General features: G+C 59.3%; 18 protein-coding genes and 7 pseudogenes. 5 read left to right on the plus strand and 20 right to left on the minus strand.

Going from position 1 to position 23,815, the window contains the following annotated elements; all coding sequences use genetic code 11:
* Positions 1-17 precede the first annotated feature (17 nt).
* From odhB to sdhC, 6 genes are all read right to left on the minus strand, one after another.
* Entirely contained in the window at positions 18-1,238 is a 1,221-nt protein-coding gene (gene odhB, locus EIO60_RS05355) for a 2-oxoglutarate dehydrogenase complex dihydrolipoyllysine-residue succinyltransferase (RefSeq protein ID WP_258576120.1), read from the minus strand.
* Between the two features lie 16 nt (positions 1,239-1,254).
* Positions 1,255-4,062: a 2-oxoglutarate dehydrogenase E1 component gene (gene sucA, locus EIO60_RS05360; protein ID WP_258576121.1), complete on the minus strand. Its 2,808-nt coding sequence runs from the start codon at positions 4,060-4,062 to the stop codon at positions 1,255-1,257.
* Positions 4,063-4,266: 204 nt separating this feature from the next.
* A complete protein-coding gene (locus tag EIO60_RS05365; RefSeq protein ID WP_258576122.1) occupies positions 4,267-4,983 on the minus strand; it encodes a succinate dehydrogenase iron-sulfur subunit in 717 nt (238 codons plus the stop codon).
* A gap of 15 nt (positions 4,984-4,998) precedes the next feature.
* Positions 4,999-6,765, minus strand: a complete 1,767-nt coding sequence (gene sdhA / locus EIO60_RS05370) for a succinate dehydrogenase flavoprotein subunit (protein ID WP_258576123.1) — start codon at positions 6,763-6,765, stop codon at positions 4,999-5,001.
* Entirely contained in the window at positions 6,766-7,113 is a 348-nt protein-coding gene (gene sdhD / locus EIO60_RS05375; protein WP_258576124.1) for a succinate dehydrogenase membrane anchor subunit, read from the minus strand. It abuts the gene before it with no gap.
* Positions 7,107-7,484 carry a succinate dehydrogenase cytochrome b556 subunit gene (gene sdhC / locus EIO60_RS05380; protein ID WP_258576125.1) on the minus strand — a complete coding sequence of 126 codons (378 nt, stop codon included), beginning with the start codon at positions 7,482-7,484 and terminating at the stop codon, positions 7,107-7,109. Before sdhC ends, sdhD begins: the two co-directional genes overlap by 7 nt.
* 633 nt (positions 7,485-8,117) lie before the next feature.
* Between sdhC and EIO60_RS05385 the strand changes: the two genes are divergently transcribed.
* Positions 8,118-9,404, plus strand: a complete 1,287-nt coding sequence (locus EIO60_RS05385) for a citrate synthase (RefSeq protein ID WP_258576126.1) — start codon at positions 8,118-8,120, stop codon at positions 9,402-9,404.
* A 372-nt stretch (positions 9,405-9,776) separates the two neighbouring features.
* Here the strand turns inward: EIO60_RS05385 and nei are convergent, their stop codons facing one another.
* The 12 genes and pseudogenes from nei to EIO60_RS05440 form a co-directional block, all read right to left on the minus strand.
* On the minus strand, positions 9,777-10,565 hold the full coding sequence (gene nei / locus EIO60_RS05390; RefSeq protein ID WP_258576127.1) for an endonuclease VIII: 789 nt from the start codon (positions 10,563-10,565) through the stop codon (positions 9,777-9,779).
* 136 nt (positions 10,566-10,701) lie between these two features.
* Entirely contained in the window at positions 10,702-11,205 is a 504-nt protein-coding gene (locus EIO60_RS05395; RefSeq protein ID WP_445082591.1) for a pyroglutamyl-peptidase I family protein, read from the minus strand.
* Between the two features lie 7 nt (positions 11,206-11,212).
* Positions 11,213-12,195: pseudogene (locus EIO60_RS05400) on the minus strand (DUF979 domain-containing protein).
* 285 nt (positions 12,196-12,480) lie between these two features.
* Positions 12,481-12,832 (minus strand): annotated as a pseudogene (locus tag EIO60_RS05405) (5-oxoproline transporter, DUF969 family subunit); the annotation flags it as partial.
* Positions 12,720-13,406, minus strand: a complete 687-nt coding sequence (locus EIO60_RS05410; protein WP_258576128.1) for a 5-oxoprolinase subunit PxpA — start codon at positions 13,404-13,406, stop codon at positions 12,720-12,722. The pseudogene EIO60_RS05405 and the gene EIO60_RS05410, both read right to left, overlap by 113 nt.
* Positions 13,396-14,327 (minus strand): annotated as a pseudogene (gene pxpC / locus EIO60_RS05415) (5-oxoprolinase subunit PxpC). The gene EIO60_RS05410 and the pseudogene pxpC overlap by 11 nt, the downstream one beginning before the upstream one ends.
* Positions 14,321-14,642, minus strand: a pseudogene (gene pxpB, locus EIO60_RS16570) (5-oxoprolinase subunit PxpB). Before pxpB ends, pxpC begins: the two co-directional pseudogenes overlap by 7 nt.
* A 49-nt stretch (positions 14,643-14,691) precedes the next feature.
* The gene (locus tag EIO60_RS16575; protein WP_374058131.1) at positions 14,692-14,973 is read right to left on the minus strand and encodes a carboxyltransferase domain-containing protein; all 282 of its coding nucleotides are present in this window, start codon (positions 14,971-14,973) and stop codon (positions 14,692-14,694) included.
* 136 nt (positions 14,974-15,109) lie between these two features.
* The gene (locus tag EIO60_RS05425) at positions 15,110-15,853 is read right to left on the minus strand and encodes a type 2 GTP cyclohydrolase I (protein ID WP_258576129.1); all 744 of its coding nucleotides are present in this window, start codon (positions 15,851-15,853) and stop codon (positions 15,110-15,112) included.
* Positions 15,850-17,256: pseudogene (gene phrB, locus EIO60_RS05430) on the minus strand (deoxyribodipyrimidine photo-lyase). The gene EIO60_RS05425 and the pseudogene phrB overlap by 4 nt, the downstream one beginning before the upstream one ends.
* 1 nt (position 17,257) lies before the next feature.
* Complete coding sequence (locus tag EIO60_RS05435; RefSeq protein ID WP_258576130.1) at positions 17,258-18,202, minus strand: YbgA family protein; 945 nt, start codon at positions 18,200-18,202, stop codon at positions 17,258-17,260.
* Between the two features lie 160 nt (positions 18,203-18,362).
* Complete coding sequence (locus EIO60_RS05440) at positions 18,363-18,545, minus strand: YbfA family protein (protein WP_258576292.1); 183 nt, start codon at positions 18,543-18,545, stop codon at positions 18,363-18,365.
* 248 nt (positions 18,546-18,793) lie between these two features.
* Between EIO60_RS05440 and EIO60_RS05445 the strand changes: the two are divergent.
* Positions 18,794-19,404: pseudogene (locus tag EIO60_RS05445) on the plus strand (response regulator).
* A 47-nt stretch (positions 19,405-19,451) separates the two neighbouring features.
* On the opposite strand, the gene pgm reads toward EIO60_RS05445, so the two are convergent.
* The gene (gene pgm, locus EIO60_RS05450) at positions 19,452-21,092 is read right to left on the minus strand and encodes a phosphoglucomutase (alpha-D-glucose-1,6-bisphosphate-dependent) (RefSeq protein WP_258576131.1); all 1,641 of its coding nucleotides are present in this window, start codon (positions 21,090-21,092) and stop codon (positions 19,452-19,454) included.
* Between the two features lie 30 nt (positions 21,093-21,122).
* A complete protein-coding gene (seqA, locus tag EIO60_RS05455; RefSeq protein WP_258576132.1) occupies positions 21,123-21,671 on the minus strand; it encodes a replication initiation negative regulator SeqA in 549 nt (182 codons plus the stop codon).
* Between the two features lie 251 nt (positions 21,672-21,922).
* On the opposite strand from seqA, the pseudogene EIO60_RS05460 reads away from it, so the two are divergent.
* The 3 genes and pseudogenes from EIO60_RS05460 to fldA all read left to right on the plus strand — a co-directional run bounded on the left by EIO60_RS05460 (position 21,923) and on the right by fldA (position 23,757).
* A pseudogene (locus EIO60_RS05460) lies at positions 21,923-22,602 on the plus strand (alpha/beta fold hydrolase).
* Between the two features lie 213 nt (positions 22,603-22,815).
* Complete coding sequence (ybfE, locus tag EIO60_RS05465; RefSeq protein ID WP_258576133.1) at positions 22,816-23,091, plus strand: LexA regulated protein; 276 nt, start codon at positions 22,816-22,818, stop codon at positions 23,089-23,091.
* Between the two features lie 135 nt (positions 23,092-23,226).
* Positions 23,227-23,757, plus strand: a complete 531-nt coding sequence (gene fldA / locus EIO60_RS05470; RefSeq protein WP_258576134.1) for a flavodoxin FldA — start codon at positions 23,227-23,229, stop codon at positions 23,755-23,757.
* Positions 23,758-23,815 lie beyond the last annotated feature (58 nt).

Here is a 23,815-nt window from a genome sequence, read left to right on the forward strand (position 1 = left end):
GGCGCGACCGGCGAAAATCAGACATCCAGCAGCAGACGCGCCGGATCTTCCAGCATCTCTTTGACCGCTACCAGATAGCCGACCGATTCGCGGCCGTCGATCAGGCGGTGGTCGTAGGAGAGCGCCAGATACATCATTGGCAGCACCACGACCTGACCATTGACCGCCATCGGGCGATCCTTAATGGCGTGCATGCCCAGAATGGCGCTCTGCGGCGGGTTGATGATCGGGGTAGACATCAGCGAGCCGAAGACGCCGCCATTGGTGATGGTGAAGTTGCCGCCGGTCAGCTCATCAACCGTCAGCTTGCCGTCGCGGCCTTTCACCGACAGCTCTTTAATTTTTTTCTCGATGTCCGCCATGCTCAGCGCGTCGACATCTTTCAGCACCGGCGTCACCAGGCCGCGCGGCGTGGAAACGGCGATGCTGACGTCAAAGTAGTTGTGGTAAACCACATCTTCGCCGTCGATCGAGGCGTTCACTTCCGGGAAACGCTTCAGCGCTTCCACCACCGCCTTGATGTAGAAGGACATAAAGCCCAGACGCACGCCGTGACGCTTCTCGAAGGCGTCGCCGTACTGCTTGCGCAGATCCATGACCGGCTTCATGTTCACTTCGTTGAAGGTGGTCAGCATCGCGGTGCTGTTCTTCGCTTCCAGCAGACGATCCGCCACGCGTTTGCGCAGACGGGTCATCGGCACGCGCTTCTCGCTGCGGTTGGCAACCGCCTGCTGCGGCGCCGATTCCGCGGCGGCCGACGCGGCTTTGGCCGCGGCAGGTTTGTTCGCCAGATGTTTTTCCACATCTTCGCGCGTGATGCGGCCGCCGACGCCGCTGCCTTTGATCTGCGACGCGTCCAGATCGTGCTCAGCGATCAGGCGACGGATCGCCGGGCTCAGCGCATCGTTGCTCTCTTCTTCCAGCGACGCGGTCTGGCGCTGCGCCGGAGTCGACTCGTTGGTGTCTGCTTTGGCGCTAGTCTCTTTACCGGCGCTGTTGCGCTCTTTCAGGCGGCCCAGAATCTGGCGCGAGGTCACGGTTGCGCCTTCGTCTTCCAGCACCGCTTCCAGCACGCCGTCAGCCAAGGCTGGCACTTCCAGTACCACTTTGTCGGTTTCGATCTCTACCAGCACTTCGTCGCGGCTTACCGCATCGCCTAGTTTTTTGTGCCAGGTTGCCACGGTGGCATCGGCAACGGATTCAGGCAGGTCGGGAACGAGAATATCTACGCTACTCATTATCTTTCCTTTTAAATTAACCAAGGTTCAGCGCGTCATTAACCAGGTCTTGCTGCTGTTGTTGATGTACGGACATATAGCCCACGGCTGGCGAAGCGGAGGCCGGACGGCCCGCATAGCGAAGCGAAGCGCCAAACGGAACCACTTCGCGGAAATGATGCTGGCTACAATACCATGCGCCCTGATTCAGCGGCTCTTCCTGACACCAGAAGAAATCCTGCACATGGGCATAATCTTTTAACGCTTCCTGCACCGCTTTGTGCGGGAAGGGATAGAGCTGCTCGATACGCACGATGGCGACATCGGTCTGCTCGTTTTTGCGGCGCTGTTCGAGTAGATCGTAGTAGACCTTGCCGGAACAGAGCACTACGCGTCTTACCTGCTGCGGATCGAGCGCGTCGATTTCGCCAATCGCCGGCTGGAAGCTGCCGTTGGCCAGCTCGTCCAGCGAGGAGACTGCCAGCGGATGACGCAGCAGCGATTTCGGTGACATCACGATCAGCGGACGGCGCATGCCGCGCAGCGCCTGGCGACGCAGCATGTGGTAAACCTGCGCTGGCGTGGAGGGCACGCACACCTGCATGTTCTGCTCGGCGCAGAGCTGCAGATACCGCTCCAGGCGCGCCGAGGAGTGCTCCGGGCCCTGGCCTTCGTAGCCGTGCGGCAGCAGCATCACTAGACCGCACATGCGGCCCCACTTCTGCTCGCCGGAGCTGATGAACTGGTCGATCACCACCTGCGCGCCGTTGGCGAAGTCGCCGAACTGCGCTTCCCAGATGGTCAGGGTGCGCGGCTCCGCGGTGGCGTAGCCATATTCGAATGCCAGCACCGCCTCTTCCGACAGCACCGAATCCCACACCTTGAACTGCCCCTGGCCGTTATGGATATGGTGCAGCGGCGTGTAGATCGAGCCGTTGGCCTGGTTATGGATCACCGCATGGCGATGGAAGAAGGTGCCGCGGCCGGAGTCTTCGCCGGAGAGACGCACCGGAATGCCCTCATCCACCAGCATGGCGTAGGCCAGGTTCTCCGCGCCGCCCCAGTCGAACGCCTTGTTGCCTTCGGCCATCTCTTTGCGGTCGTTGTAGATTTTCGCTACGCGCGCCTGTACTTCTACCGCTTCCGGGATCTGGCTGATACGGCGCGCCAGCTCCTGTAGACGTTTCGCATCCACCGTCGCCGGGTAGCTCTCATCCCATTCGTGGTTGAGATAAGGCGACCAAGTAAAGGAGTGCAGACTCATCGGACGCCACTCCGGCACCACGCATTCGCCCGCGTCCAGCGCGTCGCGATAGAGGTTAACCATTTCGGTGGCGTCTTCAGAGCTGGCGGAGCCTTCCGCTGCCAAACGATCGGCATAGAGCTTACGCGGCGTCGGGTGCTTTTTGATTTTCTGGTACATCAGCGGCTGGGTTGCGCTCGGCTCATCCGCTTCGTTGTGGCCATGACGGCGATAGCATACAAGGTCGATAAAGACGTCGCGCTTGAAGGTGTTGCGATAGTCGAGCGCCAGACGGGTGACAAACGCCACCGCCTCCGGGTCGTCCGCGTTGACATGGAAGATCGGCGCCAGCACCATCTTGCCGATGTCGGTGCAGTAAGGCGTCGAACGCGCGTCACGCGGGTTGGAGGTAGTGAAGCCCACCTGATTGTTAATTACGATGCGTACGGTGCCGCCCACTTCGTAGCCGCGCGCCTGCGACATGTTAAGGGTTTCCTGCACCACGCCCTGCCCGATCACCGCGGCGTCGCCGTGGATGGTGATCGGCAGCACCTGATTGCTGCCCGGAGAATCGAGGCGATCGAGACGGGCGCGCACCGAGCCCATAACAACCGGACTGACGATCTCCAGGTGCGACGGGTTGAACGCCAGCGCCAGGTGCACCAAGCCGCCTTCGGTCTCCACGTCGGAGGAGAAGCCCATATGGTATTTCACGTCGCCGGTGCCGAGGTGATCTTTATGCTTGCCGGCGAACTCGTCGAACAGCTCCTGCGGCTTTTTGCCTAGCACGTTGATTAGCACGTTCAGACGACCGCGGTGCGCCATACCCAGCACCACTTCGCGCGTGCCGCTCTTGCCGGCGTGGCGGATCATTTCGCGCAGCATCGGGATCAGCGCGTCGCCGCCTTCCAGCGAAAAGCGTTTGGCGCCGGGAAATTTCGCGCCGAGATATTTCTCCAGCCCTTCTGCCGCCGTCAGCTCTTTCAGGAAACCTTTTTTCTCTTCGCTGCTGAACGCGGCGCGACCCGCCACCGATTCCAGACGCTGCTGGATCCAGCGCTTCTCTTCGGTGTTGTTGATGTGCATATACTCCGCACCGATAGAGCCGCAGTAGGTCTGCTGCAGCGCGTCGAAGAGGTCGGCCAGCTTCATCGTCTCTTTGCCGATGGCGAAAGAGCCTACGTTAAAGCTTTCCTGAAAATCGTCGTCGGTGAGATCGTGGAAGGCCGGGTCGAGATCGGCGACGCGGTCCTGCTTCCACAGGCCGAGCGGGTCGAGATTAGCGTGCTGGTGGCCGCGGAAGCGGAAGGCGTTAATCAGCTGCAGGACTTTGACCTGCTTAGAATTAGCAGCCGGATCGGAAACGGTGGAGGTATAACGTGATGCATCTTTCGCCAGGCGACGAAAGTATTCGCGCGTGGTGGAGTGAAACTGTTCCGGTTTCACGCCGGTGCCCGGCAGCTGTTGGAACATCGTACGCCACACTGCATCGACAGAGTCCGGATCGGTCAGGAAATCCTCATAGAGTTGCTCTATGTAAGACTGGTTCGCGCCGGCCAGCCAAGAGGAGTCCAGCCAGGGCTTCATCGCGCTGTTCTGCATTGTGATCCCTTAAGCATTACTATGCTTTTTTGAGGTTTCATTTGTTGCCGCTTTCGCGGTTTGCCGTAATGAGTTCAACGATACGAGCACTGTGCGCTCACTGGCGCCCTGCCCGTAAGGGAACCTTGCTAAGCGTGACGCTGCTGCGCTTAGCAAGGCTTCCGTAAAACGCCGGGAACCTGAGGTTCCCGGACAGATAAGGTATTACGCGTTCCGCTGCAGCAGCATCGACTTGATATGGCCGATGGCGCGCGTCGGGTTAAGCCCTTTCGGACATACGCTCACACAGTTCATGATACTGTGACAGCGGAAAACGCTGAAAGCGTCGCTCAGGTTGTCCAGACGCGCTTCGGTTTCGGTGTCGCGGCTGTCGATCAGGAAGCGATACGCGGCCAGCAGGCCGGCCGGACCTACGAACTTGTCCGGGTTCCACCAGAAAGACGGACAGGCGGTGGAGCAGCAGGCGCAGAGGATGCACTCGTAGAGTCCGTCCAGATGCTCACGCTCGGCAGGCGTCTGCAGGTGCTCGCGTGCCGGCGGATTCTCCCCGTTATTCAACAGGTAAGGCTTAATCCTCTCATACTGCGCATAGAATTGCCGCATATCCACGACCAGGTCGCGGATCACCGGCAGGCCTGGCAGCGGACGGATCACGATCTTCTTCGTGCCGTTGCCCAGCGCGGAGACCGGCGTGATGCACGCCAGACCGTTCTGCCTGTTCATATTGAGGCCGTCGGAGCCGCACACGCCTTCGCGGCAGGAGCGACGGAACGCCAGCGTCGGATCTTTCTCTTTCAGGTGGATGAGCGCATCCAGCAACATCATGTCGCACCCGTCCTCCGATTCCAGCGTGTAATCCTGCATGCGCGGCGCGGCGTCCACCTCAGGATTGTAGCGATAAATAGAAAACTCGAGTCTCATGATCGTCTCCTGAAATTAGTAGGTACGCACTTTCGGCGGGAAGGCCGCGCGCAGTTTCGGCTGCATGTTCACCTCGCGGCGCGTCATGCGCTCGGTTTCAGGGACGTAGAGACTGTGGCACAACCAGTTTTCATCATCGCGATCCGGATAGTCGAAGCGACTGTGCGCGCCGCGGCTTTCGGTGCGGAAGTTAGCCGCGACCGCCGTGGCGTAAGCGGTTTCCATCAGGTTATCCAGCTCCAGGCACTCAATACGCTGGGTATTGAAATCCGGCGAACGGTCAGCGAGACGGGCTGACTTCAGACGCTCGCGAATCTGTTTCAGCTCTTCCAGACCTTGCTTCATTCCATCGCCTTCACGGAATACCGAGAAGTTGTTCTGCATGCAGCGCTGCAGCGCTTTGCGGATTTCTACCGGGTCTTCGCCGGTGGTGTTGTTTTCCCAGCGGTTGAAACGCGCGATGGCGGCGTCGATCTCTTCCAGGGTGGCATCGCGCAGCGGCCCCTGCTGTTCGATGCACTCCATCAGGTGTACGCCGGCCGCACGGCCGAACACCACCAGGTCCAGCAGCGAGTTGCCGCCGAGGCGGTTGGCGCCGTGCACCGACACGCAGGCGATTTCGCCGACGGCGAACAGCCCTGGGATCACCTCATCTTCGCCCTGCGCGTTGATGCGCAGCGCCTGGCCGGTGACACGGGTCGGAATGCCGCCCATCATATAGTGGCAGGTCGGGATAACCGGAATCGGCTCTTTCATCGGATCGGCGTGGGCGAAGGTGCGCGACAGTTCAAGGATGCCCGGCAGGCGAGACTCCAGCACTTCTACGCCCAGATGGTCGAGCTTGAGTTTGATGTGCGGGCCCCACGGGCCGTCGCAGCCGCGGCCTTCGCGGATTTCGATCATCATCGAGCGCGCCACTACGTCGCGTCCCGCCAGGTCTCTGGCGTTCGGCGCGTAACGCTCCATAAAGCGCTCGCCGTGCTTGTTCAGCAGGTAGCCGCCTTCGCCGCGGCAGCCTTCGGTCACAAGCACGCCCGCGCCGGCGATGCCGGTCGGGTGAAACTGCCACATCTCCATGTCCTGCAATGGCACGCCCGCGCGCAGCGCCATGCCGACACCGTCGCCGGTATTGATGTGCGCATTGGTGGTCGACTGGTAGATGCGGCCCGCGCCGCCGGTGGCGAGAATGGTGGCTTTCGCTTTGAAGTAGACGGTTTCGCCGGTTTCAATAGAGATGGCAGTGCAGCCGACGATAGCGCCATCCTGGTTTTTCACTAGGTCGAGCGCGTACCACTCAGAGAAAATCGTGGTTTTGTTCTTCAGGTTCTGCTGATAGAGCGTATGCAGCAGTGCGTGGCCGGTACGGTCCGCCGCCGCCGCGGTGCGCGCCGCCTGCTCGCCGCCGAAGTTTTTCGACTGGCCGCCGAACGGACGCTGATAGACGCGGCCATCTTCCAGACGGGAGAACGGCAGGCCCATATGCTCCAGCTCCAGAATCGCTTCCGGGCCGGTTTTACACATATATTCGATCGCGTCCTGGTCACCGATATAGTCGGAGCCTTTGACGGTGTCGTACATGTGCCATTCCCAGTTGTCTTCATGTGTGTTGCCGAGCGCGACGGTAATGCCGCCCTGCGCAGACACAGTGTGGGAACGGGTCGGGAAAACTTTTGATAACAGGGCGCAGGTCTGGCCCGACTGGGAGATTTGCAGTGCGGCGCGCATACCTGCGCCGCCTGCGCCGATCACCACGGCATCAAATTCTCTGACTGGCAAATTCATTTACACACCCCACACAACTACAGTTCCATAAATTGCATACGTTAACAGCGCGACCACGATCGCCATCTGCAACAGCAGACGAACCGCCAGATGTTTGACGTAGTCGGTCAGTACCTGCCACATGCCGATCCAGCCATGCACCAGAATCGAGAACAGCGTCAGCAGCGTAAACACTTTGGTGAACGCCGAGGCGAAGAAGGCGCGCCAGACGTCATAGGTCAGGGTGTCAGTCAGCACGAGAAAGCCGACCAGGTAGAGGATGTAGAGCGTGATGAGGATTGCCGAAGCGCGTAGCAGCAGCCAGTCCTGAATGCCGCTACGGCCCAACGCAGATGCATTGCTTACCATACGAGAACTCCAGCCAAGATTGAAAGCACGATAGTAATGCCAAAGGTGACCCAGGCAGAGCGGCGGCCGATGGCCAGCGTTTCAGCGAGGTAACCAAAATCCATCAACATATGACGAATCCCGCCCACCGTATGGAATATCAGCGCGGTGAGAATGCCCCACACGATAAACTTCACAAAGAAGCTGTCCATAATGGCGGCGGCGTGCTGGAAACCTTCCGGGGAAGAGAGAGAAATGCCCAACAACCAGAGCAGAATGCCAAGAACCACAAAAGTAATGACGCCGGAGATGCGGTGGAGAATGGACGATATTGCAGTAACGGGAAACCGGATCGTCGAGAGATCCAAGTAGACAGGTCTTTGTTTTTTCACGGTTTATGACCACACAGCTCTTTTTTATTTTGCTTCCTCCGGTCCCTGAGGCGGAGTCGAATCACAGGTGTGTTCTAGACTTTAACCGTCACCAATCAGCAACATCCAGTGTTAATTGACGCGGTAGAAACGCTGGGTGGCTCCTAGTGTCAGGGGGTTTCGTTTCCGGAGACCTAGCGGTAGTATAAGACGATCACATTCTTATTACAATTCCCCTACAATGCGTTAAACAGTGATCACACTCACGAATTTCACATTTAATACAAATTTAATTATCTGATTTGACAATAGTTCAACAATTCAGTTACAAACTAAGGCATCAACCCCCTGTGATGCATAAAAGTTATGGGGATAAACTTTCCCCTAAGCACAAGTTATTTAACATTCTGAGTGTGAGCACCCTAAGGCATCAGGTTGTTGATTACCAGGAAGTTATGCCAGACCGGATCTTTAACAACCGCGATATAGAGATTTTCATGACGGCCTCGTTCCCCCCGGAACGAGCCTCTCACTCTGTGCCCTGCCCCCGATTTGTTAACGCAGAGTGTTATTATGAAGTTAATGGCGACCGCAACATGACCGCGTTTCAGGTGTCTAAGATCCTTAACTTACAAAGGCGCTACGGAGACGAAAATGACAGATAAAAAAGTGATGCTAACCCTACAACAAGATGACACACCTGTTGAGCTGGATGTGCTGAAGGGCACGCTGGGCCAGGATGTGGTTGACGTGCGCGCGCTGGGTTCTAAAGGCCTGTTCACCTTCGATCCGGGCTTCACTTCTACCGCATCCTGCGAATCCCAGATTACCTTTATCGACGGCGATGAAGGCATCCTGCTGCACCGCGGTTTCCCTATTGATCAGTTAGCGACGCACTCCAACTATCTGGAAGTGTGCTACATTCTGCTGAACGGCGAAGCGCCGACGCAGCAGCAGTATGAAGAATTCCGTGAAACTGTTACGCGCCACACCATGATCCACGAGCAGATTACCCGTCTGTTCCACGGCTTCCGTCGCGACTCTCACCCGATGGCGGTAATGTGCGGCGTGACCGGTGCGCTGGCGGCGTTTTACCATGACTCGCTGGACGTCAATAACGAGCGCCACCGCGAAATCGCCGCGTTCCGTCTGCTGTCGAAAATGCCGACCATGGCGGCGATGTGCTACAAGTACTCTATTGGCCAGCCGTTTGTTTATCCGCGTAACGACCTCTCCTACGCCGGCAATTTCCTGTATATGATGTTCGCCACGCCGTGTGAAGAATATGTGGTGAATCCGGTGCTGGAGCGCGCCATGGACCGCATCCTGATCCTGCACGCCGATCACGAACAGAACGCCTCGACGTCCACCGTGCGTACCGCTGGTTCCTCTGGCGCCAACCCATTCGCCTGTATCGCCGCGGGCATTGCCTCGCTGTGGGGACCGGCGCACGGCGGCGCGAACGAAGCGACCCTGCGTATGCTAGAAGAGATCAGCACCGTTGAGCATATTCCGGAATTTGTGCGTCGCGCGAAAGACAAGAATGACTCTTTCCGCCTAATGGGCTTCGGCCATCGCGTCTACAAAAACTACGATCCGCGCGCCACCGTGATGCGCGAAACCTGCCATGAAGTGCTGAACGAGCTGGGCATGAAGGATGACCTGCTGGAAGTGGCGATGGAGCTGGAGCATATCGCGCTGAACGACCCCTACTTTATCGAGCGCAAACTCTATCCGAACGTCGATTTCTACTCTGGCATTATTCTGAAAGCGATGGGCATTCCGTCCTCGATGTTCACTGTGATTTTCGCCATGGCGCGTACTGTTGGCTGGATCGCGCACTGGAAAGAGATGCACGACGAAGGGATGAAAATTGCGCGTCCGCGTCAGCTGTATACCGGTTATACCGAACGCGCGTTTACCTCTGCGCTGAAGAAATAACGCAGGGTAAAGTCGATAAAAAAGCGGAGAGAAATCTCCGCTTTTTGTTTTTTTGTAGATAACGAGATTTGATTGCCTGTAGGTTCAGTGCTGGTTGCGGGTAACCGGATCTTAATTGCCTGCAGGTTCAGTGCCGGTCGCGGGTAACCGGACCTGATCGCAAAGTCGCTTTCGCATCCCTGCTCGCTTGGCGCGCGCAGATACGCACCTCATCCCTGAGGTGCGCCCGTTACCGGGCCAACGCGCTGCGTTGTGCAAAAACGCTCCCGGCGTTTTTGTACCTAGCGCGCGACGCTTTGCTCTTCGGGTCCGGCTACCCGCTCCTCAGGCTTTTGCGCCGTCTTTTATTAAAAAATCATGCGCTACTTTGTTTTAATGCTGGCAGCCGGGACACCAGTAAAACGGCCGCGACGACAGTGTTCCCTTCTGAATAATCTCCCCGCAGCGACGGCACTTCTTGCCCTGACGATGAAACACCTCGAAACGAAACGCAGCCTCATGGAGATACTTCTTCATGGTGCCACGCATGCGGTAAGAATGGCGCGGTATCGCCAGCAGTGCCTCGCTGAGCCGATCCAGCCGCGCATCGGTTAAATCCTGCGCACGATGCTGAGCCAGCAGGCCCGCCTGCCAGAGGATCTCCACGCGCAGGTAGTTGCCCAGTCCCGCTAGAAACGCCTGATCGAGCAGCAGCCCGCTGAACTGGCGTCGGCGAAAGCGCGGCGACAGCAGCCGCTCGCGCACCGTCGCTACGTCAAGCTGCGGATCGAGCACGTCGGGCCCGACGCGGTTCAGAAACGGATGCGTTGCCAGCGACTCGGCGTTAAGCAGCTCAATATCCGAGGCGCTGTAGAGCAGAATGGCGCGATCGGCGACTGCCAGCCGCACGCGCAGCTGCCGTTTGCTTTCCGGCACCGTGCCGCTCGCCACCACGCGCCAGACGCCGTACAGCTGATTGTGGCTGTAGAGCGTCAGGCCGTTGGAGAAGTGCGTCAGCAGCGCTTTGCCGCGCGTTTCGATGGCGATCACCTGCTCGCCCAGCAGCGCCGGCTCGTAGGTTTTCAGTTCAGGAAAGGCAAACCAGACGTCTGTCAACGGTTTGCCGACAATGGCCTCTTCAAGCTGATCCGCCGCGCGGCGGATCTCCGGTCCTTCTGGCATGCCTGCCCTCTCAGTGCGTCGCGCCGCCCGCGACTTTCAAATCCGTTTCCGTCTCCAGCGAGACTCGAATGGCAATCTCCAGCGCCTGCATCACATGCGCCTGCGACATGCTGGGCGCACCGGGGGGCTGCGCCGCCTACGCCGGCAGGTAGGGAATATGCACAAAGCCGCCGCGCACGCGGTTGCCTTGTGTATGTAGCCGGTGCAGCCGACCGTACATCACGCGGTTGAAGGTAAAGGTGTCTGCGGTTTGCGACACCGAGGCGGGGCTCCCCGCCTCGCGCACCACCGCGACAATCGCCTTGATCGGCAGCGTGGAGAAATAGCCCGCCGGGCCGTCAGGCACGATCGGCTCATCCACCGGCTGCTGGCTGGCGTTATCCGGGATACGCGCGTCATCAACGTTGATGCCGATACGCTCCTCGTTGATGTCGCTGCGCCCGCCTGCCCTACCGAGAGAATTAAATCGGGCTGCACCTCGTCCATTGCGGCATTGAGCACGCCCAGCACGTCGCTGAAGACTACCGGCAGCTGGCGCGCCGCCGATCGCGTTGCCGTCGAGCGCGCAAACCGCTTCCCACGAGGGATTAAGGGCTTCGCCGCCGAAAGGTTCGAACGCCTTAACCAGAACCGTTTTCATACCAACCTCACCGGAACATCAGAAAATAGAGCAAAAATACGTTAACGATTAACAGTAGCACACCGGTTGGCACCTGCGCCTTGCTCACTGCGTTGCGGTCCGGCAGCTCCAGCAGCGCGGCGGGCACAATGTTGAAGTTGGTCGCCATCGGCGTCATTAGCGTGCCGCAGTAGCCGGAGAACATGCCGATCGCTGCCATCACCGCCGGATCGCCATGGTGCTGCAGTACCAGAATCGGGATGCCGACGCCCGCCGTAATAATCGGAAACGCGGCAAAGACGTTGCCCATCACCATGGTCAACAGCGCTATACCGATGGCGTAGACCGCGACGGTAACAAAGCGGTTATCGACAGCGAGGTAGTTCTCGGTAAGGTGCGAAATGGCGCTGGTGAACAGCAGGCCGAAGGGGGCGAGGATCTGCGGCAGTAATAAAGGCCCAGCCGATGGCGTCCAGCAGAAGGCGCGTCCTGCATCGACTGCACCGGCTTTTCGTGGGTGAGCTTCAGGGCGATCAACCAGCACAGCAGGCAACCGAGCGTCATAGAGAACAGCGTAACCAACGTCGCATGGTTACCTGCGCCAAACACCGCCTCCTGCAGGCCGGGAATATGGTTAAAGGCCAGCACGCCAATCACTGTCACCACCGGGATCGCCAGCGCGGGCAGAAGCAGTCGGTTGCCGAGACGGCGGGCGCTGGTCTGCTTCTCCTCGTCACTACGCTGATGGTGGCGCCCCAGACGCACGCCGCCGAACCCGGCGATCAGCGCCATCGCCACCACCAGCACGCCGATAATGATATGCAGATAGCGTGCGCCCAGTTCCGGCGTGCCGGTAAGCGCCGTCATCAGCGACGTGGTCCAGTCGCCGACGAGGAAAATCAGGCCGTAGAGCGCCCAGAACAGGCCGGTGGTCAGCCGACGCGGGTTATGGCTGTCGCGCCACGAGAGCACAGCCACCACCAGCCACATCAGATACTGTTGTTGAAACATCAGCGGCCTCCTTTCGCTTTCAGCGCGTCTTGATTTAGCGCCTGCAGCTCGTGATCCAGCCGCACCAGCCGCGCCGAGTAAATAAGAAAGGCGGCGACGGCGGTAGGAATACCCCCAGACCGCGATATGCAGCGGCTCGGTCTGAATATTGGCCGACTCCAGCATGAAATTATGCATAAAGATAATCGCGCCGAAGGCGACGAAAATATCCTCGCCGAGAAAAGAGCCCGACGTTATCGGCGCCAGCAGCGGGCGCACCATCTGCGGATGGCCGCCGAGACTGGTCAGCCCCAGCGCTACAGTAATCTCGCGCACAAAGAGGTAGACGATCAGCAGACGGCCAGCGGCAGGTTGCGCGTGTTGAGAAAGCCAGCGCCGAGCTTTCCAGAATGTCGCCCAGCGGCATCAGCGCGGCGAAGCCGGTGACGAAGCCGGCGACAATCACCATCAGCACTGGGTTGAAGCGCAGCAGGAAGCCGATCACGATTGCCGCGATGCCCAGCAGCGGCCAAAGGTTTACTACGTTATCCATGTTTACCCTTATGTTGAAAAGGCTCGGCGGCGAAGCGATCGCGCAGCCGCTGCGCGAACAGCAGGACGTGCGCCCTGTCGCCGTGCAGGCAGACGGTTTGCGCATTCACGGCGACCCACTCGCCGCTAACGCTTCTTACCCTGCACTCTTTCACCATGGTCAGCGTCTGCGCGATGGCGCTCTCCTCCTCGTCGATCATCGCGCCCGACTGGCTGCGCGGTACCAGCGCGCCGCTGGCGAGGTAGCCGCGATCGGCAAACACCTCTTCACGCGTGCGCAGCCCGTGATGCGCCGCGGCGCGCACTGATTCGCTGCCCGCCAGCCTGACCAGAATCAGACTGGCGTCGACCGCCTCCACCGCGCGAGCGATGGCGTGCGCCAGCCGCTGACCTTCGCTCTCTGCCAGGCTTTTCAGCGCACCGATCTGATAGATCATCTGGGCGTAGACCGTTTCCGGCGGCAGCTGCATGGCAGTGCGGCCGAAATTTTCCCGATCCGGAAAGCTCGGGTGCGCGCCAATCGCCATGCCGAACCTTTTCGCCCAGCGCACCGACTGCAGCATGGTCTGCGCGTCGCCGGCGTGAAAGCCGCAGGCGATATTGGTCGAGCTGACCAGCTGCAGCAGCGCGTGGTCGTTGCCCGCGCCTTCGCCAAGATCGACATTTAAATCAATTTTCATCAGCAAGCCCCCAGGCCATATGGTCCAGCGTGCACCGCTGGTGCATGCGCGCCTGCATGGCGGCCGGCAGCGAACACTGAATAAAGTGAATCGGTTCGCCCAGACGGATCTGCGCCAGCTGATAGAGATTGGCGTCGATCACGCAGGCGATGCGCGGATAGCCGCCGATGGTCTGCGCGTCGGCCATCAGCACGATGGGCTGACCGTTGGGCGGCACCTGCACCACTCCGGGCTCCAGCCCGTGCGACAGCAGCTCGCGCGCGGTGTCGCGCTGCAGCTCCGGCCCCTGCAGACAGTAGCCCATGCAGTTGCTCTGTGGGCTGAGCAGCCATGGCGTGTGCCAGAAGCCCATCTGCGCCTCGCGGCTGAACTCATGGTCTCCGGGCCGGGCAGCGCGCGGATGCGGTTGCCTCACAGCAGCTAGCGTACGCCCGCCTTGCCGTTAAACAGGCGCGTGGGCTTGCCTAGCGGCAAACGGTCGCCATCTTCCAGCTTGCGTCCATGCCGGCCGCCGAAGCCCGCTTTGAGATCGGTGCTGACGGAGCCGAGCAGCGGCGCGACGTCGAAGCCGCCGTGGATTTCTAGATAGCTGCGCATGCCGTGCAGCGGCATGGAGAGCGTCAGCACCTGGCCTTTTTTCACCGGCAGCCGCCAGCCGGTCCAGACCGGCTTGTCGTCCAGCTCGGTGCTACAGGCCGCGCCGATCAGTGCGAACCAGCTGTCGCGCATAAATTCCGCCTTGAACTGCCCCAGCACAATCTCCAGCACCGCGCTATCGGGATCGTTGTCCACCAGCAAATTCGCGGTGCGCATCGCCGGCAGATCGAGCACGCCGCCAACGCTGATGCCGGACTGACGACAGCCGGTGCGGCCGCTGTCCTAGAGCGTAGTGGCCAGTCCTGCGCGCAGGATCCTCAACATATGCCCCCCTTTTGCGGCACGAAGCGCATGCTGTCGCCGGGTTGCAGCAGCGTCGGCGGCTGCTGTCGCGGGTTGAACAGCGCAACGCGGGTCTGACCCAGCAGCTGCCAGCCGCCTGGGGTGGCGAGGGGATAGATGCCGGTCTGGCTGCCGCCGATGCCGACCGAGCCGGCCGGCACGCTGAGGCGCGGTTCGGCGCGGCGTATACAGTCGACTGTCGAGTCCACCCAGATAGGGGAAGCCCGGCTGGAAGCCGATAAAGTAGACCACGTAGTCGATGCTACTGTGCAGCTCGACCACCTGCTGCTGCGTCATCGCGGCGTGTCGCGGCGACCACCTGCAGATCGGGACCCGCCTCGCCGCCTTAAATCACCGGAATGTCCACCCGCCGCGACGCCACTTCGTGCGCTTCGCTTTCTTCCCACCAGCGCTGCAGCTGCTCGATGGCGTCAAGCGCGCTCTGCTGCTGATCGCGTAGCAGCAGCGTGATATTGTTCATGCCCGTAATAACTTCAACCACCTGCTCATAATTGCGCAGGCGCTGCGTTAATTCCCAAATGCGCTGTCGACTTTGCAGCGACACCGGCGGATCCAGCTCCAGCACCACCGCCTGTTCGCCAAGCAGATAACAACGTGCTTGTTGCAACGCCCACCTCCCCTTTGCCGTTGCGCTTCGCGCGCGACAGCCAATGAAAATCGAAATAAGGCAAATAGTTATGCGAAAGTGTCCAGAGCGTGTCAACAAATTTGCGCCCGGAAGCGGGCGCAACAGAGAGGGTTAATCAGGCGGGATTAGGAATATCGATAAAGGTGGCGTCGAAACCGTGGTGCTCGGCCAGCCACTCGCCCAGCGCTTTAATACCGCCGCGCTCAGTGGCGTGGTGACCGGCGGCGAAGAAGTGCAGGCACTGCTCGCGCGCGCTGTGAATGGTTTGCTCGGAGACTTCGCCGGTGATATAGGCGTCTACGCCGAAGACGGCCGCGCTGTCGATAAAGCCCTGTCCGCCGCCGCTGCACCAGGCGACGCGACGAATAAGCGTGGGCGCGTTATCGCCGCAGTGCAGCGGCGCGCAATACAGCCTCTCTTTAAGGCGCTGCGCCAGCGCCGCGCCGCTCAGCGGCGTTTTCAGTTCGCCCCAGAACACCAGCGGCTGAATCTCGCCCTTGACCTCGATCTCCAGCAACTGCGCTAGCTGCGCGTTGTTGCCCAGCGTCGGATGGGCGTCGAGCGGCAGGTGCCAGCCGTACAGGTTGATGTCATTCGCCAGCAGCGCGCGCAGGCGGTTGCGCTTCATGCCCTTAATCGCTGCCGGTTCGTTCTTCCAGAAGTAGCCGTGGTGTACCAGAATCGCATCGGCGTTGCGCGCGACCGCCTCATCCACCAGCGCCTGGCTGGCGGTAACGCCGGTGATAAGGGTTTTGACCTCGGATCGACCCTCGACCTGCAGGCCGTTGGGCGCGTAGTCGCTAAAGGCGCCGGTGTTGAGCAGCTGATTGACGATAGTTTCAAGTTCGTAGTGGTTCATAACGGCTCCATGCCGCCTAAGGCTGCGTTTTTCGCGCGCTCGAAGGCGTCTAATGTCTTTTTACGTGCCTGCTTATGTTCCACGATTGGCGCCGGATAATCGAGTTTCTTCTGGTTTTTCTCCACCCAGCGCTGCGGCTGGTGGATGTCGCTGTCAGGCACCTCTTTCAGCTCCGGCAGCCACTAGCGAATAAATTCGCTCTGCTTATCGAAGCGTTCGCCCTGAGTTGTCGGGTTGAAGATGCGGAAGTTCGGCACCGGCTCAACGCCAGTCGAAGCCGTCCACTGCCAGCCGCCGTTGTTGGCTGCCAGATCACCGTCGATCAGCAGATCTTTAACCAGAAAGCTGGCGCTGATCATGCGCAGCCGGTTGTGCATCCAGCCTAGCGCCTGCATCTGGCGCATCGCCGCATCCACTATGGGATAGCCAGTTTCGCCCGCTTTCTAGGCGTCGAAGTGCGCCTCATTGCGCTGCCAGCCGACATGTCGCGTCCAGTCGACAAAGGGCTGATACCGACAGAGCGCCGGATAGGCGACCATCAGATGGCGGTAAAATTCGCGCCAGATCAGCTCATTAAGCCATGAGAAAAGCGTCGGGTTGGTGAGCGCGTCTGGATGCTCTCTCAGCAAGCGATGCAGACACTGGCGCGGCGACAGCACGCCGGTGGTGAGATAGACCGACAGCCGGCTGGTGCCGTCCACGTATGGGGTATCGCGCTCGGCGTGATAGTCGAGCACCGGCTGCCGGGCAAACTGGCGCAGCCGCTTCAGCGCCGCCGTTTCGCCCGGCGCAAAGCGCTCACGGTCGAACGTTTCCATCAGATAACTGAAGCGCGCTGGCTGTTTCTCTATCTTGATCGCGCTGCCGCTGCGCGTTTTCGGCGCGGTAACGCACTCCGGCATCGCCTGCTGCAGCCGACGCACGAAAGCTTTGCTGAACGGATTATAAACCTTGTACATCTTGCCGTCGCCGGTCTGTAGGCTGCCGGGCGCCATCAGCACGCTGTCGTCGAAGCCCAGGCAAACCACACCCGCTTTGTCGAGCCACCGTTCCGCCTCGGCGTCGCGCCTGCGCTCGTTCAACTCGTACTGATAGTTGTAAAACAGCGCGTCGACCTGATGGCGTTGACAGAATTCAGCCAGATAATCGAGCGAAGCGACGAAATCGTCGCATTCGTGGATGTGGAGCATGATGCCGCGATCGGCAAGCACCTGCTGTAGCTCCAGCAGGCTTTCATAGATAAAGGCTGACCGGCGGGGTGCCATATCGCGCTAACGCCACTGCTACGGCGTGGCGATGTAGAGCGCGACAATCTGCGCCTCGGCGTCGCGGCATGCGGCATGCAGCGCAAGGTTGTCATTGATGCGCAGATCGTTGCGCAGCCAGACCAGATGAGTACGCATCTCACTGCCAATAGCGCAGGCGCAGCGCTTCGGGATAAGGGCCGAAATAGCGCTGCTGCGTCAGCCAAGGATGCGGATACTGCGACATATAGTGTTTCAGCATGGTAATCGGCGCGAGCAGCGGCTGTACGCCGCAGCTGTAGCGGTCGATCAGCTCCGCCAGCTCCTGACGCTGCGGCGAGCTGAGCTGGCAGCGGAAGTAACCCTGCGCATGCATCAGCACGTTGGTGTGGTTACGGCATGTCGCGGGCTGGGACAGCAGCGCCATCATGCGGTTGCGGTATTCGAAGGCGTAGGCCTCCAGCGAGTCCCACTGGCTCATGGCGGCGACGAACGGCCCCAGCTCGCGGTATTTTTCCTGCGAATGCGCCAGCATCAGCAGCTTATAGCGGCTGTGGAAGGCGATCAGCTGCGCCCGGCTCAGGCCGCGCTTCCACATCTGGTTGAATTCGTGCAGCGCGCAGATGCGACCGACAAAGTTTTCGCGCAGCGCCGGATCGAGCAGTCGGCCATCTTCCTCTACCGGCAGCCAGGGCATCTCAGCCTGCAGCTTCTCGGCAAACAGGCCCACGCCCGCCTTGCGGTTGTTATTGTTCTCCGGCTCATAGACACGCATCCGCTCCATGCCGCAGCTGGGCGATTTGGCGCACAGAATATAGCCGCACAGGTGATGCAGCGATTTTACGCGCTCGGCCGACCAGTCGCGCGTCTGCTGCGTCATCTCTTGGCCGCCCTCTTTGCTAAAGCAGAGGTAGATCGCGTCGTCATTCTGCTTGACCAGACGCAGCGCCGGCAAGCCTATCGCCATTTCGGGACAAACCGGTTCAAAACGTACAAAGGGCGCAAGCTCGTTAACAGCAAACGCCAATCGTTTATAGCCGCCGTCGAAACGCACTTGTTCTCCCAGCTGGCAGGCACTGATACCCAGCGGAATTTTTACGCTCATAATTGTACAATTTCCGAAATCTTGTAGAGGTTTAAGTGTAGCTGAAAACTGGCTGATTAACAGCTGAAACCCAGAGCCGGAGAGGGATTTCTCTGTGACGAGGCGCAGAGCGCAAAGCCCGACAGGGCTGTCGGGCTTTGTTATTTACGTCTCAGGGCTATTACCAGAACATGCCGCCTGCGGCTTCACTCTGCGCCAGCCAGACCGGCTTGGCGCTGGTTTTGCACCACATGCGATGCAGATAGCTGTAAAAGCGTGCGCGATCCAAACGGAACAGCATCACCGGTAACGCAAGCAGGCCCACCGCGATCACCAGCGTGCGACGCAGCAGAATTTTATACAGGGATAGCGCTGATACATTGTGACCTCCTTGGGACGGGGAAGAAGTGTGATGGTGCTTAGATTTTACGCGCCTTTGCGCGGCTTGACTACTCATCCGATCTGTTATTTATACTTATTTCCGTTTACCCCGCTTTTAGGTGAAATTACGTTATAGAACAGTTAACGTTCTGATCTTCTTACGTCTCGATTCGCTGCCTGCCCTTTTGCTGATAGAGTAGCGGCAGCGTTTTCTGTCTGAAGCATCACTGCTTGGCCACCGTATTAATCATCGAAGATGAAAAAGAGATCCGGCGTTTTGTGCGCCTGGCGCTGGAGAGCGAAGCCTTAAAGGTGTTCGATGCCGATACGCTGCAGCGGGCCTGATCGAAGCGGCGACGCTCAGCCTGACCTGGTGATCCTCGATTTAGGGCTGCCGGACGGCGACGGCCGCGCGTTTCTCAACGAGGTGCGCCAGTGGAGCAGCGTGCCGGTGATTGTGCTGTCGGCGAGCGTCGATGAGCAGGACAAGATTGACGTGCTGGATGCTGGCGCCGACGACTACCTGACGAAACCGTTCGGCATCGGCGTGCGGGTGGCGCTGCGGCGTCACGGCGGCCAGCAGCCAGACCCGACGGTAAGCTTTGCCGACGTCAGCGTCGATCTGGCGGCGAGGCGCGTGCTGCGCGCCGGCCAGGCGATCCATCTGACGCCCACGGAGTTCCGCCTGCAGAGCATGCTGCTGAGCCACGTCTAGGGGCCGAAGGCGGTGGAGCACAGCCACTATTTGCGCATTTATATGGCGCACCTGCGGCAGAAGCTGGAGGCGTATCCGACGCAGCCTGCTCACCGAAACCGGCATCGGCTACCGCTTTATGTCATAAAAAAAGCGCCCGAAGGCGCTTTTAGCGAGCGTACTGCTGGGCCTGGATCAGGCATTTTTCAGCGCTTCGCTGACGATCTCAACCGCTTCTTTCTCAATCTGCGCGCGGTGTTCAGCACCTAGGAAGCTTTCGCAGTAGATTTTGTAGGCGTCTTCGGTGCCTGACGGACGCGCGGTGAACCAGCCGTTCTCCGTCATAACCTTCAGGCCGCCGATCGCGGCGCCGTTGCCCGGTGCCGCCGTCAGGCGCGCGGTGATTGGATCGCCCGCCAGCGTATCAGCGCTGACCATCTCCGGTGACAGCTTCGACAGCGCGGCCTTCTGCGCGGAGGTCGCCGGCGCCTGCAGACGGTTGTAGCTCGGCGCGCCGAAGCGCTCAGCCAGCTCGTCATAGTGCTGCTGCGGATTTTTGCCGGTGACGGCGGTGATTTCCGCCGCCAGCAGACAGAGAATGATGCCGTCTTTATCAGTTGACCAGGCAGAGCCGTCGGAGCGCAGGAAAGAGGCGCCCGCGCTCTCTTCGCCACCGAAGCCGAAGCTGCCGTCGAACAAACCGTCAACGAACCACTTAAAGCCCACCGGCACTTCCACCAGCTTTCGACCGATATCGTTAACCACGCGGTCGATCATCGCGCTGGACACCAGCGTTTTCCCTACCGCCACCTCTTTGCCCCACTGCGGGCGATGCTGGAACAGGTAGTTGATGGCCACGGCCAGATAGTGGTTCGGGTTCATCAGACCCGCCGGCGTCACGATGCCGTGACGGTCGTAGTCCGGGTCGTTGCCGAACGCTAGGTCGAACTTGTCTTTGTACGCCAGTAGGCCCGCCATCGCGCATTCGGAAGAACAGTCCATGCGCACCACCCCGTCTTTATCCAGATGCATAAAGCGGAAGGTCTGGTCGATGGCGTCGTTGACGATAGTCAGATCGAGGTTGTAGTGCTCGGCAGTGCGCTGCCAGTAGGCCATGCCGGAACCGCCCAGCGGATCGACGCCGAGCTTCAGGCCCGCTCTCTGGATAGCGGCGAAGTCGATGACCTGCGCCAGCCCCTCAACATAGGGCTGGATCAGATCTTTCTCGACGATGCGGCCGCTCGCCCACGCCTGATCCAGCGGCAGGCGTTTCACCTCTTTAAGACCCGCTTTGATCAACTGGTTAGCGCGATCTTCCACCACTTTCGTGACGTTGGTACCGGCCGGGCCGCCATTGGGCGGGTTGTACTTGATGCCGCCATCTTCCGGCGGATTGTGCGACGGCGTGATAACGATGCCGTCAGCCTGGGCGCCGCCCTGCTTGTTGTGTTCCAGAATGGCGTTGGAGATCGCCGGCGTCGGGGTATAGCCGTTATCCTGCGGCACAATAACGTCGACGCCATTGGCGGCCAGCACTTCCAGTACAGAGATAATCGCCGGCTCTGACAGCGCGTGGGTATCTTTACCTACGTAGCAAGGACCGGTGATGCCGTTTTTCTGACGCTCTTCCGCGATCGCTTGCACGATCGCCAAGATATGGTTTTCGTTAAAGCTCTGGCGGCCTGCGCTGCCACGGTGACCGGAGGTGCCAAATTTCACCGCATGATCCGGGTTAGCTACGTCGGGCTGCAGGACATAATACTGTGAGGTTAACTGTGCAACGTTAATCAAATCGCTCTGCTGGGCGGGTTGCCCGGCACGGGGGTGATTGGCCATTGGCGCTGCTCCCTGACGCTTCGGTTTAATTTAAATGGTGCCGCAAACTTTCTCTGCCAGCTCCTGCGGGAACTGCATAGAGACCATGATGTATTCCACCATGCTGCATTTACGGCCGGTATTGGTGTTGGTGATCACCCAGTACGGCGTGCCGGGCACATGCTTCGGCTTAGTATGGGTGCCATTTTGCAACAGTGTTTGTTCGTCGCCCGCGAAATAGACGCGAGTACGGCCCTGCAGCGACGCGGTGGCGTCACCAAATGCAGTGGGATCAAGGCGATAGAGCGTTGACAAAATCATCATAAAACGGTTAACCGCTTTTTTCTGTTCAGCGTATTCGTCGGACAAAAGCAGCTCACGCATGGCGCGAACGCGATCCTGTAGGCGATTTTCCGCACGCACCGGCTGGATCGCTTTTTGCGCCGCGTCGCCTGAGGCTAACGGCGCCGCCGCAGGCGCGCTTCGACCAGCGGTAAATTTGAGCATCCGCCGTAAAATGTCAGAGGCGCTTTCGCCAATGTGCTGCGTGTGGCTGGCAATATAGCGGTAGAGGTCTTCGTCAACTTCGATCGTTTTCATCTTTTTCCGTACGGTTTCGACTCGTGACAGAACCACGCCTGCCTGGACAAACGCCTGCGCCAAGGCAGGAAGATTGCTGGGCGAGCAGGTTCTAAAACAAGGATTATAAAGTTAAATCCAAGCGGGCTGATAGCCTTCGCACGTTCTGAAGGCAAAAGTCGGAATATACCCTAAAACCTTCCGCCTTGGCGCGCCTGGAAAGGTGAAAGCATGATAACCTAAGCCGAGGTCCCCATCTTAAGAACTTTGCCATGATTTTAAATGCTCGTCTGCAAACTGACCAATCCGTCGCGGATTCCTTGCCCATTCTACTTATTCACGGCCTGTTCGGCAGCCTTGATAACCTTGGCATGCTCGCGCGCGCCCTGGGACGTGCGCAACCACGGCTTGTCGCCGCGCGCCGAGACGATGAGCTACCGCGAGATGGCGCAGGATATGCTGGATGCGCTGGATGCGCACCATATCGAACGCGTGGCGGTGATCGGCCATTCCATGGGCGGCAAAATCGCCATGGCGATGAGCGCGCTGGCACCGCAGCGCCTTGAGCGGCTAGTGATGTTCGACATCGCGCCAAGTTGACTATCAGACGCGTCGCCACGACGACATCTTCGCCGCCATTCGCGCGGTCAGCGAGGCGGGCGTGCGCCAGCGCGCCGAGGCGGCGCAGGTGATGCAAGCCCTGATAAAAGAAGAGGGCGTGATTCAGTTTATCCTCAAATCCTTTAACGAAGGCGAATGGCGCTTCAACGTCCCGGCGCTGTGGGAAAATTACGCTACAATTTCTGGCTGGGAAGCCGTGCCGGCGTGGCCGCATCCTGCGCTCTTTATTCGCGGCGGCGACTCGCCCTATCTCGACAATCACTACCGCGACGTGCTGCTGCGTCAGTTTCCGGACGACCACGCGCATGTTATCAGCGGCGCGGGTCACTAGGTTCACGCGGAAAAGCCCGATGCCGTATTACGTAGCGTTAGCCGCTTTTTTGCGCTTTAAAAGCAAAAGCTTGCCGTTCGCGGTTTAGCATTGGCATCATCTCTTCGGCTGGAGTATGATAGCGCGCTAAAATTTTGCCGCGGTCTTTTTTTGCCGCGGCAATGGCCTATATCGTCATAAACGCGCCTGTTCGCGCCTTAGTTTTACTAAGCCATGGCAAAAGAAAACACTGACCGCACCACGCTGGATCTCTTCGCAAACGAGCGGCGTCCCGGTCGACCGAAAACCAGTCCGCTTTCGCGCGATGAGCAGCTGCGCATCAATAAGCGCAATCAACTGAAACGTGACAAAGTGCGCGGGCTGCGTCGTGTCGAACTCAAAATGACCAGTGAAGCCGTGGATGCGCTTAACACGCTGGCCGAGCAGCGCAAGATCAGCCGCAGCGAACTGATTGAACAAATGCTGCTGGCACAGCTCAAACTGGACTGAATCGCGCAAATTGCACGCATAAGCAAATGTAGCGGCTTTTCAAGTTCCGCCCTTTTGTCCGCTCTGCTATCATTTGCTTACTCGCGAGCGCTGCGCATGCATCTCATTATCAGGATTTAAGAGGTTATTTACTCCATGGCAATCGTAGGCATCTTCTTTGGCAGCGATACCGGCAACACCGAAAACATTGCAAAAATGATCCATAGACAACTGGGTAAAGACGTTGCTGAAGTGCATGACATTGCCAAAAGCACCAAAGAAGATCTGGAAGCATTCGACATTCTGCTGCTGGGCATTCCGACCTGGTACTATGGCGAAGCGCAGTGTGACTGGGACGACTTTTTCCCGACGCTGGAAGAGATCGACTTTAATGGCAAGCTGGTGGCGCTGTTCGGCTGCGGCGATCAGGAAGATTACGCGGAGTATTTCTGCGACTCCATGGGCACGATTCGCGACATTATCGAGCCGAACGGCGCGGTGATCGTCGGCCACTGGCCAACCGAAGGCTACCATTTCGAAGCGTCGAAAGGGCTGGCGGACGACAAGCACTTCCTGGGGCTAGCCATCGACGAAGATCGTCAGCCGGAGCTGACCGCTCAGCGCATCGACGCCTGGGTGAAGCAGATCTATGACGAGCTGCAGCTACAGGCGATCATCGAAGCCTGATGAATCTGCCATACTCAATGTGGGCGCTGGCTCACATTGAGTGAACGGTTATTTCCTA

The organism is Candidatus Pantoea persica (assembly GCF_013753875.1).
GTDB lineage: Bacteria > Pseudomonadota > Gammaproteobacteria > Enterobacterales > Enterobacteriaceae > Pantoea > Pantoea persica.